The organism is Thioclava sp. F34-6 (genome assembly GCF_002213235.1).
Taxonomy (GTDB): Bacteria; Pseudomonadota; Alphaproteobacteria; order Rhodobacterales; family Rhodobacteraceae; genus Thioclava; species Thioclava nitratireducens.
On the sequence record NZ_NBOA01000003.1, the window covers coordinates 160,223 to 177,827 of the forward strand.

Annotated in this window: 15 protein-coding genes; 3 read left to right on the forward strand and 12 right to left on the reverse strand. The window is 66.7% G+C overall.

All coding sequences use genetic code 11. The annotated features are described in order from the left end of the window. From B6V72_RS06945 to gndA, 8 genes are all read right to left on the reverse strand, one after another. Positions 1-246: a F0F1 ATP synthase subunit C gene (locus B6V72_RS06945; protein WP_075776345.1), complete on the reverse strand. Its 246-nt coding sequence runs from the start codon at positions 244-246 to the stop codon at positions 1-3. 2 nt (positions 247-248) lie between these two features. Further along, a complete protein-coding gene (locus B6V72_RS06950; RefSeq protein ID WP_088719173.1) occupies positions 249-935 on the reverse strand; it encodes a F0F1 ATP synthase subunit A in 687 nt (228 codons plus the stop codon). Beyond that, positions 932-1,204, reverse strand: a complete 273-nt coding sequence (locus tag B6V72_RS06955) for an ATP synthase subunit I (protein WP_088735200.1) — start codon at positions 1,202-1,204, stop codon at positions 932-934. Before B6V72_RS06955 ends, B6V72_RS06950 begins: the two co-directional genes overlap by 4 nt. After that, entirely contained in the window at positions 1,201-1,497 is a 297-nt protein-coding gene (locus B6V72_RS06960; protein ID WP_075776342.1) for an AtpZ/AtpI family protein, read from the reverse strand. Before B6V72_RS06960 ends, B6V72_RS06955 begins: the two co-directional genes overlap by 4 nt. Next, positions 1,494-1,904, reverse strand: a complete 411-nt coding sequence (locus B6V72_RS06965) for a F0F1 ATP synthase subunit epsilon (RefSeq protein ID WP_075776341.1) — start codon at positions 1,902-1,904, stop codon at positions 1,494-1,496. Before B6V72_RS06965 ends, B6V72_RS06960 begins: the two co-directional genes overlap by 4 nt. Continuing rightward, a complete protein-coding gene (atpD, locus tag B6V72_RS06970; RefSeq protein ID WP_088735201.1) occupies positions 1,901-3,292 on the reverse strand; it encodes a F0F1 ATP synthase subunit beta in 1,392 nt (463 codons plus the stop codon). The genes B6V72_RS06965 and atpD overlap by 4 nt, the downstream gene beginning before the upstream one ends. Further along, positions 3,289-4,041, reverse strand: a complete 753-nt coding sequence (locus tag B6V72_RS06975) for an SDR family NAD(P)-dependent oxidoreductase (protein ID WP_088735202.1) — start codon at positions 4,039-4,041, stop codon at positions 3,289-3,291. The genes atpD and B6V72_RS06975 overlap by 4 nt, the downstream gene beginning before the upstream one ends. Before the next feature lie 209 nt (positions 4,042-4,250). Beyond that, complete coding sequence (gene gndA / locus B6V72_RS06980; RefSeq protein WP_075776338.1) at positions 4,251-5,660, reverse strand: NADP-dependent phosphogluconate dehydrogenase; 1,410 nt, start codon at positions 5,658-5,660, stop codon at positions 4,251-4,253. Between the two features lie 278 nt (positions 5,661-5,938). On the opposite strand from gndA, the gene efeU reads away from it, so the two are divergent. Genes efeU through B6V72_RS06995 form a run of 3 tightly spaced genes read left to right on the forward strand, consistent with a single transcriptional unit; the run spans position 5,939 to position 9,995 of the window. Continuing rightward, positions 5,939-7,483, forward strand: a complete 1,545-nt coding sequence (efeU, locus tag B6V72_RS06985) for an iron uptake transporter permease EfeU (protein ID WP_088735203.1) — start codon at positions 5,939-5,941, stop codon at positions 7,481-7,483. A 38-nt stretch (positions 7,484-7,521) separates the two neighbouring features. After that, positions 7,522-8,721 carry an iron uptake system protein EfeO gene (gene efeO, locus B6V72_RS06990; RefSeq protein WP_206185775.1) on the forward strand — a complete coding sequence of 400 codons (1,200 nt, stop codon included), beginning with the start codon at positions 7,522-7,524 and terminating at the stop codon, positions 8,719-8,721. A 17-nt stretch (positions 8,722-8,738) separates the two neighbouring features. Next, entirely contained in the window at positions 8,739-9,995 is a 1,257-nt protein-coding gene (locus B6V72_RS06995) for a Dyp-type peroxidase (protein WP_088735358.1), read from the forward strand. Positions 9,996-10,145: 150 nt separating this feature from the next. Here B6V72_RS06995 and B6V72_RS07000 read toward each other — a convergent pair whose 3' ends face one another. The 4 genes from B6V72_RS07000 to glgX form a co-directional block, all read right to left on the reverse strand. Then, positions 10,146-11,258, reverse strand: coding sequence for a sugar phosphate nucleotidyltransferase (locus B6V72_RS07000; RefSeq protein WP_168173022.1), 1,113 nt, complete (start codon positions 11,256-11,258; stop codon positions 10,146-10,148). A 220-nt stretch (positions 11,259-11,478) separates the two neighbouring features. Then, positions 11,479-13,755, reverse strand: coding sequence for a malto-oligosyltrehalose synthase (gene treY, locus B6V72_RS07005; RefSeq protein WP_088735205.1), 2,277 nt, complete (start codon positions 13,753-13,755; stop codon positions 11,479-11,481). Then, the gene (gene treZ / locus B6V72_RS07010; protein WP_240497692.1) at positions 13,755-15,482 is read right to left on the reverse strand and encodes a malto-oligosyltrehalose trehalohydrolase; all 1,728 of its coding nucleotides are present in this window, start codon (positions 15,480-15,482) and stop codon (positions 13,755-13,757) included. The genes treY and treZ overlap by 1 nt, the downstream gene beginning before the upstream one ends. Continuing rightward, positions 15,479-17,554: a glycogen debranching protein GlgX gene (glgX, locus tag B6V72_RS07015; RefSeq protein WP_240497693.1), complete on the reverse strand. Its 2,076-nt coding sequence runs from the start codon at positions 17,552-17,554 to the stop codon at positions 15,479-15,481. The genes treZ and glgX overlap by 4 nt, the downstream gene beginning before the upstream one ends. Between the last annotated feature and the right edge of the window lie 51 nt (positions 17,555-17,605).

Here is a 17,605-nt window from a genome sequence, read left to right on the forward strand (position 1 = left end):
TCAGCCGATGAACGGGTTGGCGAACAGCAGGAGAAGCGCAATCACGAGGCAGTAGATCGCCGTCGTCTCGATCATCGCGAGCCCGACGAAGAGCGTGCGCGAGATCGCGTTCGCGGCCTCGGGCTGGCGGGCGATCGCATCCATTGCAGCCGCGACCGAGCGCCCTTCGCCAAGCGCGGGGCCGAGCGCCCCGAAGGCCACCGCCGCCGCGGCCGAGATGATGCTCGCCACTTCAACATATTCCATGATCAGTCCTTTCCGGAGTCTCGGGAGGGTTGGGATTCCGCCACTGCCGCCGCGATGAACACCATGGCGAGGACGGTAAAGATGTAGGCCTGGACGAGCCCGGTCAGCAGGTCGAGCGCCATGAACGGGATCGGCACGAACAACCCCGCGAGCGAGAGCACGATGCCGATGATGAAGACCCCGCTCATGATATTCCCGAACAGGCGGATCAGCAGCGAGAAGCTGCGCGTCAGCGTCTCGACGAGATTTAGGGGGATCATCAGCGGCGTCGGCATTGCGAAACTGCGCAGGTAGCCCCCGACGCCGCCCGCGCGAATGCCGTAGACAATCACCGCCACGAAAACGAGCAGCGCCAGCGCCGCATCGGTTTCCAGATTGGCGGTCGGGGGTTCCACGCCGGGGATCAGCGAGGACCAGTTCGCGATCAGGATGAACAGGAACAGCCCGCCGAGGAAGGTGCGGTAGCGGTCGGGAGAGACGCTCATCGTCTCGCGGATCTGGGTGTCGAGCACGGTCACCAGCAGCTCCAGCGCCGCTTGCCGGCGTCCGGGGTGCAGGCTCAGGTTTCGGGTCAGCGCGTAGCAGCCGGCCACGATCATCGCCATCATCACCCATGTCGTGACGACGGGTTGCGTGATCGGCACGGGGCCGATCCAGAAAAGCACGGCGGTCTCGAGCGGCGAGTTCATGCGGACCTCGCGCGTCGCAGGGTGAGCGCCCGCCCAATGCCGATCCCGAGCGCCGCCGCAAGCAGTGGCACGGCGCCCAAGAGCGCGCAGCCCACGAGAACCGTGATCGTCAGCCCGAAGCGCAATACGGTCAGCGCGATCGCCTTCAGCGCCTTGCTGTCGAGCAGCATCGCATCAGTTCCCGCCCGCAGCAGCGCGAAATGCACGAGCCCCACGCCGATGCCGAGGATCAGGGCGCCTGCGCCAAGAAGAAGCTCCACCCCGCTCATTGCTGTTGCACCCAGCGCCAGCCGAGCCAGCACCCCACGACAAGCCCCACCATCATCAGCGCGGCGGTCCAGAAGATGCCCGACTGGGCGCTGCGGTCGATCCATCGTCCCCCGGCGGCTCCGGCGAGCATCGGTAGCACGACGATCCATCCGAGCACACCGATCTGGCCCAAGCGGCGGCCCAGCGGGATTTCTCCCTCCCGTCGCGCCTTCTCGGTCCGGGCGGCGTGGCGGCGCGCGGCGCTTTCCATTGGCTCCTCCGTCTTGTCCGGGTCTTCCGGCGGGTGGGTCATGTCCAGTGCTCCCGCGTTCGCGCGCCGTCTAGGCTCGCCACCAGCTGTCGGATTGCGAGCAGATGCAGCCGGGTGGCATCGGCCTGCTCGGTCTTCGCCGCATCATCCTCGGCCTGAAAGCGTTTCAGGATCGTGTCGCCCAGTTCCGGCAGGTCGCCGGTCACCGCGGCGCGGGTCGAGACCGAGACGTCGCTGCCATTCTCGACCATAAGAACGCCGCCCTTCACCGCGCAATAGTGTCGCTTGCCCTCGGCCTCCCAGGAGATGACCGAGATGCTGAGGCTGGTGAGAAACTCGGCATGGCCGGGCAGGATTCCGAAGCCGCCGCTCGCATCCTCGGCGCGGATCGCGGTGACGTCCTTGGCATCGACGACGATCTCGAGCGGTGTGGCGATGGTGAGCCTCATGCCGCGGCCTCCTCTCGTTGGCGGGCCTCGTCGATCCCGCCGATCATGTAGAGCGACTGATCGGACCACTCGTCCGCCTCGCCCGAAAGGATCGCGCGGCATCCCTCCAGCGTGTCGGCCAGCGGCACCGAGCGCCCGGTCTGGCCGGTAAACGCCTCGGTCACGACGAAGGGCTGGGTGAGGAAGCGTTGCAGCTTGCGCGCGCGGCGCACGGCCAGCCGGTCCGACGCGCCCAGCTCCTCGACGCCGAGAAGCGCGATGATGTCCTGCAATTCGCGGAACCGCGCCAGCAGCGCCCGCGCTTCGCCCGCCAGCTGGAAATGCTCCGCCCCGACGATCTCGGGGTCGAGCAGTTGCGACGACGAGGCGAGCGGGTCGATCGCGGGGTAGATTCCCTCCGAGGCCAGCTGACGCGACAGCACGATGGAGCTGTCCATATGCCCCGAAATCGCGGTCACGGCCGGGTCGGTGAAATCATCCGCCGGCACGTAGACCGCCTGAATGGCGGTGACCGAGGCTCCGGCGGCGGAGGCGATGCGCTCCTCCAGTTCGGCGACCTCGGAGGCGAGGGTAGGCTGGTAGCCCACGCGCGAAGGCAGGCGACCCAGAAGCCCCGAGACCTCGCTGCCCGCCTGCACGAAGCGGAAGACGTTATCCATCATCAGAAGGACATTGCGGTGATCGCGGTCGCGGAAATCCTCGGCGATGGAGACAGCGGTCAGCGGCACCCGCCAGCGCGCGCCGGGCGGCTCGTTCATCTGGCCATAGACCAGCGCTGTGCGGGCCAGCACGCCGGACTCGGTCATGTCGGCGAGCATCTCGTGGCCCTCGCGCGAGCGTTCGCCCACGCCCGCGAAGATCGCGATGCCCTGATATTTTTCGACCATCGTGTTGATGAGCTCCATCACCAGCACCGTCTTGCCCACGCCCGCGCCGCCGAACATCGCGGCCTTGCCGCCGCGTGCCAGCGGTAGCATCAGGTCGATCACCTTTATGCCGGTCTCGAAGGCGGTGACGGCGCCGCTGCCCGACAGGCGCGGCGGCGTGCCGTGGATCGGGCGGCGGGGTGTTTCCTTGGGCAGGGGATCGCCGCCGTCGCGCATCGCCCCCGTCACATCCATCAGCCGCCCCAGAACCGCCTCGCCAACCGGCACTTCGAGCGGCTTGCGCGTGGCGTGCAGCTTTCGCCCGCGCGACAGGCCGAGCGTCGATTGCAGCGCTATGGCGCGCACCCGATGCGCGTCGAGATGGCCATGGACCTCGAAGCTGCCCTCCGGATCGCCATCGCTGGTCGTGAGGATCGAATAGATCGGCGGCAGCGGGCCATCGAAGCTCGCATCGATGACCGGCCCGCGCACCGCGATGATCCGTCCCTCGGCCACGCTCATCGCGAGGTATATCCCCCATCGACGAGGTGGTAGCTGCCATTCACGAAGCTCGCGGCGTCCGATAGCAGGAAACAGGTCAGCGCCGAGACCTCTTCAAGCGTGCCGAGCCGACCCGCCGGATGCAGGGCGACCAGAGAGTCCTTTACCTCAGGTGCCAGACCCGACAGAAGCGGCGTCTCGATGAAGGCGGGGCCGACCGCATTGACGCGGATGCCCTGCGCCGCGTGATCGAGCGCCGCCGCCCGCGTCAGGCCGAGCAGAGCATGTTTCGCCGCGACATAAGCGCAGGCGCTGGGGAACGCGACCGAGCCGAGGATCGAGGACATGTTCACGATGGTCCCGCCGCCCGATTTCAGCATCGCCGCGATCTCGTAGCGCATCCCGTAGAACACCCCGTTGAGATTGACGTCGATCACGTGTTTCCAGCTGTCGAGCGGATATTCCCCGAGCGGCGCCTGCACGCCCCCGATGCCGGCGTTGTTCACCGCGAGATCCAGCTTGCCGAACGCCTTGACGGCTTTGGCGACCATCGCTTCGACAGCATCGGCAGAGGTGACGTCGACCGCCATCGGCTCGGCCGTGCCGCTCGCCTTGCGGATCTCCTCGGTCACGGACTTGGCCGCATCCGCATTCTGATCGGCAAGCAAGACCGAAGCGCCGCGCGCCGCCAACTCCTTGGCGATCGCCGCGCCGATCCCAGATCCCGCGCCCGTAACGATAGCTGATTTACCTTCGAAATCCCGTGTCATGGCAGTCCCGGCCTCCGTTGTGAATGCGACGAGGGTAACGGGCTCGAGGCTTCGGGACTTTGATGGGGATCAACTGCCGTGGGCGCAGTCTGGATGCGCACGCCTTCGTGACTGCAGGGCGGGTCGCGGCGTCCGGAGGTTCGCCAAATGCATACCGCCCGCGGCTCTTACGAGGCGCGGGCGGACTTCTTCAAGCCTTCAGTTTGCGCTTACATGGCCCAGGGGCCGTGGAAGTCGCCACCCTCGCGATCGGTGCGCTCGAACCCGTGCGCACCGAAGAAATCGCGCTGGCCCTGAATCATGTTCGCGGTGCCGCGTGCGGTACGCATCGTGTCGAAATAGCTCAGCGCCATCGACAGGGCCGGAACTGCGAGCCCGTGGGCTGCGGCGATGCTGACGACCTTGCGCAGCGCGCTGTGATGGGTCTTCAGCAGGTCCGCGAAATAGGGCGCGTACATCAGGTTGCGATCGGGCGACTCGCTGAGCGCGCTCGCCATGTCGTCGAGCATCGCCGAGCGGATGATGCAGCCGTCACGCCAGACCAAGGCGATATCGGGCAGCGGCAGATCCCAGTCGAAGGGCGCATTGGCCGAGCGCAGCAGCTCGAACCCCTGCGCGTAGCACAGGATTTTGCCCGCGATCAGGGCGTTCTCCAGATCGTCGGCACTCAGCGCGCCTTCAGGCAGCGCCTCGGGGGCGGCGCCGAACATCTCCTCGCCCTGCTGGCGCGCCACGAGGCGCGACGAGAGGTTGCGCGCCATCACTGCCGCTTCGATCACCGGCACCGGGGCGGCGAGATGCTGCGCCTCGATCACGGTCCAGCGGCCAGTGCCCTTCTGGCCCGCGCGGTCGAGGATGATGTCGAGCATCGGCTTGCCGCTCTCGGGATCGGTGGCGCGTGCGACCTTTCCGGAAATCTCGATCAGGTAGGATTTGAGCGCGCCTTCGTCCCACTTCGCGAAGATCTCGCCGCAGGCCTGCGAGTCGAGGCCCATCCCGTCGCGCATCACGCCGTAGGTCTCGGCGATCATCTGCATGTCGGCATATTCGATGCCGTTATGCACGGCTTTGACAAAATGCCCCGAACCGCCCTTGCCCATGAAACCGGCGCAGGGCGTGCCGTCGAACTTGGCCGCGATCGCATTGAGGATCGGGGCGACGCGGTCCCAGTCCTGCTGCTCGCCGCCGCCCATGATCGCAGGCCCGTGGCGCGCGCCTTCTTCACCGCCCGAGACCCCGATGCCGAGGAATCGCGGGCCGGCCTTCGCGGCTTCGGCGGCGCGGCGCTCGGTGTCGTGGAAATTCGCGTTGCCCGCGTCGATAATCAGGTCGTCCGCGTCGAGATAGGCGCGCAGCGCCTCGATCTGCTGGTCGACCGGTTCGCCCGCGGGCACCATCAGGATGATCGCGCGGGGTTTCGCGATCGATTTCACCAGCTCTTCGAGGCTCTCGCAGGGCGTGATTTTCGACGCCAGCTCGCCCGCGTTTTCATGGAAAGTCTTGGTGACGCTGGTCGTGCGGTTGAACACCGCGATGTCGAACCCTTTTTCCGCGATGTTGAGGGCGAGCATTCCGCCCATGGTGCCAAGGCCGATCAGCCCGATTTGCGATTGTGCCAAAATACGGCCTCCGAATTTGTTACATGCGGGCCGCCGTCGGCCCGGGGTGTCGCCTCGCTCGCTACGCCGTATCGCCAAATTGCGCGGCGCTGCGAGGGCGACCTGCACGAATTGCCCCAAGATGACGGAAGTTGCAAATCGCCTGATCGCTGCGAGCGCGAAGAAACGCCGTGCCGGGTACCCGATAAAATTACTCGGGTTAGGGGGTTGCGCCCGTCAGTCGACGCAGCTAACGAATACCCAAGCAAATTACTCGGGAATCGACGAGGAACGTCTTCATGCTCGCAACATTCATCATCGGCCTGCGCGAAGGGCTCGAGGCGGCGCTGATCGTCGGCATCATCGCGGCCTTTTTGCGCGCCCGGGGCGAGCGTCTGCACGAGATGTGGCTGGGCGTTGCTGCCGCGGTGGCGCTGTCGGTCGGCGTGGGGGCCGGTCTGGCGCTGATCGAGGCCGCGCTGCCGCAAAGCGCGCAGGAAAAGCTGGAATGCGTGATCGCCGCCGTCGCGGTCGTCTTCGTGACGCTGATGGTGCTGTGGATGACGCGCCACGCGGCGGGGCTGAAGGGCCAGATCGAGCGGGACGCCGACGCGGCGTTGGGGCAGGGGAGCCGGATCGCCCTAGCCGCGATGGCCTTCCTCGCCGTGCTGCGCGAAGGCTTTGAGACCGCGGTGTTCCTGCTCGCCACGATTTCGGGCGCGCAGACCGGACATTGGGCGGGCCTCGGCGCGGCGCTTGGCCTCGCAGCCTCGGTCGCGCTCGGCTGGGCGATCGCGCAGGGCGGGATGCGGCTCAATCTGGGGCGTTTCTTCCGCTGGACCGGCGTGTTCCTGATCCTCGTTGCGGCCGGGCTGGTGCTGCAGACGTTGCGCTCGGCCCATGAGGCGGGCTGGTTGCTGGCGGGGCAGCAGCACATTGCCGATCTGAGCTGGCTCGTGGCCCCCGGCACAGTGCGCTCGGCGCTGATCACGGGTGTGCTGGGCATTCCCGCCGATCCGCGCCTGATCGAACTGCTGGGCTGGATCGCCTATCTGGTCCCGGTCGCGGCGCTGACCTATTGGCCGCGTGCGCTGCGCCCCGATCCCCGCACGGCGCAATGGCTGCGCGGCTCTCTCGCGGTCGCCTTCGCGGCATTGGCCGTCGGCATCGCGGCGCTTTGGCCGCAGCCGCAGGTGACGCTGCCCGATCATGCGCCGCGTATGCTTGAAGGAGATGTCGACACCTCCGCCGGACCCGATCTGCGTCTGCAGGGACACATGCTCGAAATAGGTGCGACCCGCGTCGATCTGACGGGCGCCGAAGCGACGCCGGAACGGCATCTGGGTCTCCCGTCCCTGCATCGCCAAGTGCAGAGCCAGACCGAGATCGCGGGCGCCCCCGGCGAGATCGATCTCGCCACGCTTGCGCAGCTCGCGGGTGGGCGGCTGCCGGTGGGCGTCAGCCCCGCGCGCAACCCCGGGCCCTTCGTGGCCGAATGGACGCGGCTGGAGCAAGTGACCGTCTGGACAGCGGGCGATGCGCTTCTCGATGCGCAGGGCCATAGCGCGGTGACGCTACGCCTGTCGGGCGGTGGGCTGACCACGCCGCGCACGCTGCGCGTCGATTCAGCGCCCAGCGGTTCGGCAACCGGCGCCTGGGTCATGGCCCCTGCCGCCACGCAAGAGGCCGCGGATGCGCTGCGTGCGCTGCGCCGCGCCCGCATCGAGCATCAGTTCTGGGCCCGAGAGTTGCCCGTGATCCTCTTCCTCATCGCGCTTGCGCTGGCGGCCTCCGCGCTCGCCCGTGCGCGCCCCGCACCGTTTTTCCCCGCCAGGTCCCTCTGACCAAGCCAACTCCGCAGAGCAAATACAGGAGCCTGACAATGAACATGTCGCCCCGCGCGCGCCGCCGCGCCATTCCACTTCTCGCCGCAACCGCGCTCTTCGCGCAGCCCGCACTGGCCGATGCGCCCACGAATAACGGGGCCGCGCAGGTCGCGATCACGCTGACTGGCGAGAATGGCGGTGCCTGCGTTCTCGATCACGACAGCGCGGCGGCAGGGCCGATCACCTTCACGGTGACCAATGAATCCGCCCCCGCGATTTCCGAGCTGGAGCTGCTGTCGGACAGCCGTATCCTCGGCGAGAAAGAGAACCTCGCCCCCGGCCTGCCCGCATCGAGCTTCACCGTCACGCTCGACGGTGGCGACTATCGCATCTATTGCCCGGGCGCTGCCGAAGACACCGTAGCCTTCACCGTGACCGGCGAGAGCAAGCAGCGCGCGCAAAGCGCGATCGGCGATCTGCTGGACGAAGGCACCGCAGGCTACGCGAACTACGTCGAAGGCATGGTCGGCGCGATGGTGACCGCAAGCGAACGGCTCGCCGCGAAAGTCGATGCGGGCGACGTGGAGGGCGCGAAGGCGGCCTATGCGCAGGCCCGTCCGTTCTACGAGCGGATCGAGCCTGACGTCGAAGGCTTCGTCCTTCCCGGCACCGACCCGACCGATAACTCGGGCAACCTCGATTACCTGATCGACATGCGCGCCTCGAACCTCGACCCGGCGGTTGGCTGGCACGGCTTCCACGCGGTGGAGCGCGACCTGTTCGAGAAAGGCGAAATCACCGAAGAGACCAAGGCCTATGCGGCGGAGCTGGTGAAGAACGTCAAGATGCTCGCCGATCTGTCCGGCGGGATCGAGTATCGCCCCGAGGATCTCGCGAACGGCGCGGCGGCCCTTCTGGAAGAAGTGCAAAGCGGCAAGATCAGCGGTGAGGAAGAGGCCTACAGCCACATCGACCTCGTTGACTTCGCGGCGAATATCGAAGGCGCGCATCAGGCGTTCGCCTTCCTCGAGCCGGGGCTGAAGCGGATCGACCCGGACGTCGCCGAGACCATCGCGCAGCGCTTCGCGGATGTGCAGACGATGCTCGAAGACTACCGCGATCCCGACGCTCTGGGCGGCTACAAGATCTACGATGCCGAGCTGCGCAAATCGGACGCGGTGAAGCTGAGCCGCGCGATCCAGATGCTGCAGGAGCCGCTGTCGCGGATCGCCGAAAAAGTCGCCACGGCAAGCTGAAGACGAAGGAGGCCATGATGCGCGGGCAAGACGATAAACCGGCAGGACTGTCACGGCGTGGGCTGTTTCTGGGCGCGGCAGCGCTTGGCGGCACCTTCGCCACGGCGGGGCAGGCGGCGGAGACCGGCAAGGTCGAGCCCGACGCCATGCCCGACCCGGACCAGAGGCGCTACGCCTTTTACGGGACCGGGCCGCAGGCCGGGATCGCCACGCCGCCGCAGCAGCATCTGATGGCCATGGCCTTCGACCTGACCGGGACCGATCCGCGCGCGCTGCAAGTGCTGCTCGCGCGCTGGTCGGCCTCGATCGGGCTGATGATGGAAGGGCAGCCGGTCGGCCCGGTCGAGCCCGACCGCGCCGCGGCGACCGCGCTCGAGACCGGCGAGGCGCTCGGTCTCGGCCCGGCGGGGCTGACGGTCACGGTGGGTCTAGGCCTGCGCGTGTTCTCGCCCGAGATGGGGCTGGCGGCGAAGGCTCCGCCGCATCTGCGGCCGCTCGCCGATCTGCCCTCGGACGCCCTGCGCCCCGAGATCAGCGGCGGCGATCTCTCGCTGCAGGCCTGCGCCGACGATCCGCAGGTCGCCTATCACGCGGTGCGCATTCTCGCGCGGATCGCGAAACGCACTGGCGCCGCGACCGTGCGCTGGACACAACTCGGCTTCGGGCGCGCCTCGGCCGGGGCAGGGCAGGAGACGCCGCGCAACCTCTTTGGCTATCGCGACGGCACCCGCAACATCACCACGCCCGAGCAACTCGCGCAGCATGTCTGGGCCAATGACGGGCCCGAATGGCAGCATGGCGGCACCTATCAGGTGATGCGCCGGATCGAGATGCATATCGAGAACTGGGACAACGCGCAGGTCAGCCACCAGAACGATGTCTTCGGGCGGCACAAGCTTACAGGCGCGCCGCTGACTGGCACGGATGAATTTGACACGCCTGACTTCAAGGCGAAGAACGCGCAAGGCGAGCCGGTAATCCCGACGCACGCGCATATCCGGCTCGCGGCGCATGAGACCAATGAAGGCATCCGCATCCTGCGGCGCGGCTACAACTTCACCGGCGGTCTGAACGCGGTCGGGCGGCTCGATGCGGGGCTGTTCTTCATCAGCTACCAGAACGATCCTGCGCATTTCGAGGCGTTGCAACGGCGGCTCGGGGCGTCGGATCTGCTGAACGAATACATTTCCCACACCGGATCGGGGCTGTTCTGGGTGCCGCCCGCAGCACCGAAAGGCTCCTATATCGGCGCGCCGCTTTTCGCTGCGGTCTAAGCCCCCGGAGCGGATCCGGCGGTGACACCTTTGCGCGCCGTCGCCGCGGCGGTGTGCAGTTGGGTCTGTATCGGGGTCTCCGCCCAACCCGGATTGCCCGAGCAGATCGCGTCGGCCCATTCCGAAAATCCGTTCGGTCGTTATCTGCGCCTAGTGCAGCCGCGCGATCGAGCGGTCGACCATTGCCTGCGTGATCAGGTTGGTGTCGCCGCTGCGCCGGAACCAGCGCATGTTGCTGCGTCCGATCCCTTCAACGATCGTTCCCGCCGGCAGCGAGACATCGGGCGCCAGCAGCGTATCGGTCAAGTGGCAGTCAGGCGACACCGATCCTTTCGCCGTCAGCGCAGAGCGCCGACCGACCCCGATGACGCCCGGAGGCACATCGAGATGCAGGCAGCTCAGCGGCGGACTGCCGCGCGTCGTGGTTCCCTGCGGTGCCGCGAAATCGAGAAGCGCGGAGCGATAATCGTCGAGCGTGTCGATATCTCGCCAATAGGCTTCGCGGCCGTTTTCGCCGCGTGGCAGGCGGTAGGCTTGCAGGGCCTTCTCGCGCAGTGCGATTTCCAGCAGATCGGCCCCGATCGAAATGTCGAAACGTCCCAGCGCCAGTTTCGGCAATTCCTCGCGGAGCCACGCGGTCTTGAACAGGTAAATGCCGGTGGCGACCAGGCTGCGCCCTGAACTGCCGTCGATCTCGGCAGGCGAACTCGGGCGGTGGGTGAGCGCGCTGACATGGCCATCCTGCGCGACCTCAAGCACCGAGTGATGCTCCGCGTCCGAAGACGCGAGGGTCGCGGCGACCAGTGTCGCGGGCGCATCGCTCAGACGGTGGCGCTGGATGAACGGACGCAGATCGATGTCGCAAATCTGATCGGCAGGCATCACCAGAATGTCGTTAACGCCTTCGCGCTCCAGCAGGTTCAGATTGGCGAGAAGCGCATGGGCCGTGCCGCGATAGCCGCCGCGCGAAAGCCGCGTCGCGTCGCGGATCAGCAGCCCGTCGGGGAAGCTGTCCGCCCATCGGGCGTGCAGGTGCCGGATCAACGGCGCGGGCCGGTACTGGGTGGCGATGATGGCGCGCGTGAAACCTGCGGCGTGCAACGAGGCAAGGGTGAAATCCACCAGTCGCAGGCCGCCAGCGCCAAAGGGCAGGGCAGGCTTGCACATGTTCTCGGTCAGCTCGTAGAGACGCTTCCCGCGCCCGCCGGCCAAGACCACTGGAAGACAACCGTTCAATAAATTGGGCCGTTTTCGAGTCAGCATCAGAGCTCCTCCCCGTGACGCTGCGACATTCAAAAGTTTAACGCTTTTCATGAATAAAAGCCACAAATCGGGGCCGCGGTTCCCGGTTTTCCGCCGGTTCGCGGTAAGATTTTCGCGCAAGTTTTTTTACTATTTCGAGTGGTGCCCGATAACCCTTTGAGTCTAGGGGGAGGTCTCGCGCGATGTGTCAAAAGCCGGTCGGATCGATCCCGCCGGTCGGTCAGCCGGGTGGCGGAAAGCGGAGGGTCCCAGAGGCGTCCGCAGCGCTCGAATCGGAAATCTCGAACAGCACGCCGTCACGAAGGTCGGTGAGGTCGCGGCAGAATCGGAGCGTGATCTCGCGCCCGTCCGAGCGACGGGTGAGCGTGAAGACCCCATTGCGCTCCGAGGCTTCGGCTGCGCCCGAGCGGAACACCTCCGCCGCCGCTCTGCGTAAACTCAGCAGCTGGCGGGTGGCCTCTGACTTGCTCCGCTCGAAAGGCGTCAGCGTCTCCGGCAGGGCGAAGGGACGGCGGTTGTCGGGGTCGGTCAATTCGTAGAGCGCCCGCTCCCCGCGCTGATAGATGTCGGGCATGCCCGGAAGCATCATCTTGAGCGCCAGTTGCAGCAGCGACAAGCGTTTCCCCGTCGCGATCAGACGCGCGAGTTCTGCTGGCGGCTGCGCCTCCCACGCCGCGCAAATCCGGCGGGCGGCGTCCAAGGCGGTTTCTTCGGCCTCGATGTCGGGGAAGGACCAGCGCGTGATCTCTCCGCCTTCGCGCAGGGCCTTTCGGAGGTGCTCTGTCAGGCGTTCGGACAGCTCCGGTCCGGGGGCGGGGTCGTCCCAGATTCCCGAGAGGCTCTGCGTGGCGTACCAGACGAAGCCGGGGGCTGCAGGTGCGGCCGCCTGCATCGCGGCATCGAACAAAGCGGCGAAAGTCTCGGGACGATGCGAGATCGCCGCGACGCGCATCCGCGTATCCTCGCCCCGTTTCGTGTCATGGCTGGAGGTGAGTGTCAGGCCGCCGGAGCGTTGTCCCTGCGCACTCGCAAACCAGTCATTGAGCCCTTCTGCGTCCAGAACCGGCATATCCGGCTCCGCGCCCACTTCGTTCGCGGCGAGGTAGCGCGTGTGCCGGAAAAAGGCGGTGTCCTCCTGCGCCTTCGCCACCACCGCACCCGTGACCTGCTGGAAGCGTATGCGAAACTTGCGGCTCGCCTTATCCGTGCCGCCCAACAGAAGCCCCGCGAGCAGATCGAGCGCCTCGCGCTGCGGTAGTGTCTCCGCGGCCCCTGCCACGGTCCTTTCGATCACCGCGCGATCCTCGGGCGAGGCGGGCGGCGCGGTGATATAGGTCCGATAGCGCGGGAAGTGGATCAGCAACGCCAGCATCGCGTCGCGCAACGTCTCGGCGTCGGGCGGGTCGAGGAGGTCCACCGCGAGCGCCGCCTGCGCGAGGTCGATCAGCTGGTGCAGTTCGGCGGCGAGGTCCTCGGGGATCACCTGCGCGCGGGCTTCCCGGCACAGCGTCTCGTAATCGTCGCAGCCACCGGTGCGATCGCGCCAAAGCGTGTCGAGCCGTTCGAACCCATCGGGCGCGGTGAGCACGCGGCAAATCTGGCGCCCCGCCTCGTAACCCGTGGTGCCATCGGTCTGCCATTCGGCGGGCATCGCCTCGTCGCCGGTCAGGATTTTCTCCACCCAGATCGGCACTGCGTCGCCCACAGTCCGGCGCAGCCGTTCGAGATAGGTGACGGGATCGGCGAGCCCGTCGATATGGTCGATCCGCAGCCCGTGGGCGAGCCCCTCGCGCACCAACCGCGCCGGCAATTCGGTCATCGCGTCGAAGACGGCGGGGTCTTCGACGCGCATCCCGATCAGACCGGTGACATTGAAGAAGCGCCTATGCGAGAGCGCGCCGCGTTCGCGCGTCCAGTCGCGCAGCTGCCAATGCTGGTGCGTCAGCACGGAGGCCACGTCGCCCAGCGTTGCCGTCCCGGGGGCGAGCGGGAGCCATCCACCCTCCCATTCCACCGCGCCGCGGTGATCCTCGGTCAGCCGCAGCTTGCCTGCCGCCAGCATGTCGTCGAGCGGCTCGGGCAGGAAGGGCAGGATCAGCTTCTGGGACCAGTCGATCGCGAAGTATTCAGCATATGCGCTGTCGGGGCCGTGGCGCATCGCATCGCGTATCCACGGATTGTCGAGCGAGAGTGCCGTGTGGTTCGGCACCAGGTCGAGCACGACGCCCAGCCCCCGCGCCTGCGCAGCCTCCGACAGGTCGCGAAACCCTGCCTCGCCGCCGAGGACCGGGTCGATCTCCTGCGGGTTGGCGACGTCGTAGCCGTGGGTTGAGCCTTCCGTCGCGGTGAAGATCGGCGAGAGGTAGAGGTGGCTCACGCCCAGGTCTGCGAGATAGGGCAGAAAGGTTTTCGCCGTCGCGAAATCTATGCCGTTTCGCAGCTGCAGCCGGTAGGTGGCGATCATCGGATGAGTGGCGGCGGGCTCCTCGGACGGCATCAATCAATCCTCACATCAATGGCGAAGGCGTCCCGACGCGGGTCGCCCATGGAAAACAGCGCGGTGTCCCGGCGCGCGGCGTTGGATGCGGGCGCGCCGAGGCTAACCAGAATGTCGAGCGTCCCGGCGCCGAATGGCCAGCGCGCATGGAAGGCTTTCAGTCCGTGGCGCGTGACCTCGCCGGGCCCGCGCTTGCCACTGCGCAGAAGCGGCAGCAGATGCCTCCGGCGCAGGCTCAGAAGTTCGCGCGTCAGCCGCAACCACTCCCGCGTGCGCCGCCTGGTGTCACCGTAAGGGTAGCACAGGCGCGGCGTGTCAGGAGAGGCGGGGTCGATCATCGCGCTCGTGTCATAGCCGAGGCCTTGCAGCTCTTTCGTTCGGCCTTCGCGCAGCGCGGCGACGGCGTGTTTCGGCGGGTCTGCGAAGAAGGGGAAGGGCGCTGTGGAGCCGACCTCCTCGCCCATGAACAGCATCGGCGTGAAGGGCATCAGCAGTAACAGCGCATGGCTCACCGCACCCGCCTCGTCGCCGATCAGGCTCAGGAGGCGTTCGCCTTTGGGGCGGTTGCCTGCCTGGTCATGGGTGAGGTTGGCATTCACGAATGCGGACCAAGGCAGATGAGCAGCGGGCGCGCCACGAGCTTTCGTCCCGTCGGCCCGCGTCTGACCTTCCTCGACCTGGCCCCGCGTCATTGCGCGTGCCAGATCACCGAACGGGTCAGCGGCATGGGCCTTGTAGTAGCCCTGCGTCTCGCCGGTCAGCGCGACATGCAGCGCATTGTGCCAATCGTCGTTCCATTGCGCATCGTAACCGGCCTCGCGCAGATCGGGGAGGTTGCGCTCGTCCTCGAGGATCAGGTGGATCGGGCGTTCGCGCTCCTTCGCGCGGATCGTTTGCAGAAGCTCAAACAGGAAATGCGGCTCGGACGGATCCCGGATCGCATGGACTGCATCGAGCCGCAGCCCGTCGAGGCGGTATTCGTCGATCCATCCCGTCGCCGTGTCGCGCAGCAGCGCGCGCAGTTCGGGCCGGGTGAAGTCGATCGCATCTCCCCAAGGCGTAGCTTCCCCTCCGAAGGCTTCGGGCGCGTAAGAATGAAGGTAATTTCCGAACGGGCCGAAGTGGTTCAGCACCAAGTCGAGTATTACCACGATCCCGTTGCTTTGGGCTGCGCGTATGAACGCCCGCATCTCATCGGGCGAGCCATAGGCGGGATGCGGGGCGCGCAGGAGCACCCCGTCATAGCCCCAGCCATACGCGCCGTGGAAGTGCGACACCGGCATGATCTCGATGCCCGTGATGCCGAGGTCGGCCAGTTCGGGCAGGCGTTCCGCAGCGGCGGCAAAGGTACCTTCGGGGGTGAAGGTGCCGATATGGATTTCGAGGATCACCGCCTCGTCCCATGGGCGCCCATGCCACGGGGCGCCCCAGTCGTAGGCCTCCGGGTCGTGGGTCAGCGAGGGGCCGTGAACATCGCCTTGCTGGAGACGCGCGGCGGGGTCGGGGTAGTCGGTGCCGTCGAGGCGGAACGTGTAGGATAGGCCGTCGCGCGCCGGGATCGAGGCCTGCCAGCCGCCGTTTCCGACCGGTGCCATGTCATGCGCGGTCCCGTCCAGCATCAGTTCTGCGCGCTCTGCCGCAGGGGCCCAGATGGCGAAGTCCCACGACCCGCCTGTTCCGGGATGCGCGCCCCAGCGCAGGGGCAGGGGATCGCTCGCCTCTCTCACGAAGTCGCCTCGTCGGGCGATGCCTCCTCGGCGCGACAGAACGCGTGCAGCGATTGCCAAGGCAGATTCATTTTCTCCTCCCCAGCTTCGTCGCAGCGCGGATTGTCCCGCGTCGTGTCGAGGATATGGTGCCAGCCTTTACCGGGCAGCGTGAACTCGCAGGCGCCGCCCGCATTGGCGACGATCAGCAACTCCGGATAGCCCTCCAGCCGGTGCCGCAGCCCCACGCAGCACAGACCACCATCCTGCCAGTCGTCGTCCTTCATCTGACGCCCGGAGGGATGCCACCAGTCGCTGACCGGGGTCGCGACGTTGGGAGCGAAGGCGGGCGGGGCGAGGTGATAGCGCCAGTCCTGCCGGAACGCGATCATCGCGCCGACGCTGTCGCGCAGATCGACCCGCGCGCCCTCCCAGTCGATCCAGGTCGTCTCGTTATCCTGACAATAGGCGTTGTTGTTGCCGTTCTGGCTCTGGCCCATCTCGTCGCCCGCGAGGATCATCGGTACGCCGTGGCTGACCATCAGCGTACCCAGCATCGCGCGTGCTCGGCGCAGCCGGGCGGCGTCGATCTCGGGGTCGTCGGTCGGGCCTTCGACGCCCATATTGTCGGACAGGTTGTGGTCGTGGCCGTCGCGATTGTCCTCGCCATTGGCTTCGTTGTGCTTGTGGTTGTAGCTCAGCGTATCCCAGAGCGTGAACCCGTCATGGGCGGCGAGGAAATTGATCGACGAGGTGGCGGGCCGGTGCGTGTGGTCGAACTGCACGGGCGAGCCCATCAGCCGGTCGGCAAGCTTCGGCACCATGCCGGGGTCGCGCCGCCAGAAGGCGCGGGTGTCGTCGCGGAACTTGTCGTTCCATTCGCGGAAGGGCCAGGGGAAGCCGCCCACCTGATAGCCGCCTTCGCCCACGTCCCATGGCTCGGCGATCAGCTTCACGCCAGAGAGTACCGGGTCCTGTCGGATCGCGTTGAAGAACGCTCCTTCACGTTCGAAGCCGTCCGGCTCGCGCCCCAAGGTGGACGCAAGATCGAAGCGGAAGCCGTCGACATGCACCGCCTCAACCCAGTAGCGCAGGCTGTCCATGACGAGGCGAAGCACCATCGGATGGGCCACGTTGAGCGTGTTGCCGGTGCCGGTGGTATCGAAGCCGTGGCGGCGGTTTTCCGGCGAGAGGAGGTAGTAGCTGCGGTTGTCGATGCCCTTGAAGCTGAGCGTCGGGCCAAGCTCGTTGCCCTCGGCGGTGTGGTTATAGACGACGTCAAGGATCACCTCGATCCCGGCCTCGTGGAAGCGCTTTACCGCGGCGCGTACCTCGTGCACGTCTTCGCCCGGCAGATAGCTGCGATTGGGGGCGAAGAAACCGATGGAATTGTAGCCCCAGTAATTCGACAGGCCGTTCTCGACCAGATGTCGGTCCTGCACGATGGCGTGGATCGGCAGCAGCTCGATCGTCGTCACGCCGAGCTTCAGCAGGTGGTCGATGATCGGCGGCGAGGCCAACGCCCGGAATGTCCCGCGATCGGCCTGCACGACACCCGGATGGCGCATCGTCATACCTTTCACATGAGCCTCGTAGATCACGGTCTCCGACCACGGGCGATGGAGCACCTGATCCTGATCCCAGTCGAATTGCGGATCGGCCACGATCGCCTTCGGCATGAAGGGCGCGGAATCGCGTGTGTCCTGTTCGAGGTCAGAGCCTCCGACGGGATAGCCAAAGAGCGCGTCGTCCCATTTCAGATAGCCGCGCATCGCCATCGCGTAGGGATCGAGCAGCAGCTTGTTGGGATTGAAGCGAAGGCCGTCCTCGGGGGCAAAAGGTCCATGCACGCGGTAGCCATAGGCGAGGCCTTCCTGCGCGCCGGGCAGATGCCCGAACCAGATCCCGCCCTCCTGCTGCGGCATTTCCAGCCGCGTCAATTCCTCTTTGCCCTCGTCGTCGAAAAGGCAGAGCTCCACCTTCTCGGCCTCTCCGGAAAAAATCGCGAAATTCACGCCGTCTCCCGTGACGCGCGCGCCAAGAGTATCGGGTCGCCCCGCAAACGGATCGAAACGCAGCGAACTCGGGGTCATTGAGGGCTCCATATGCGGAAGAAATATGCGGAAGAAACGGCGACGCGCCAA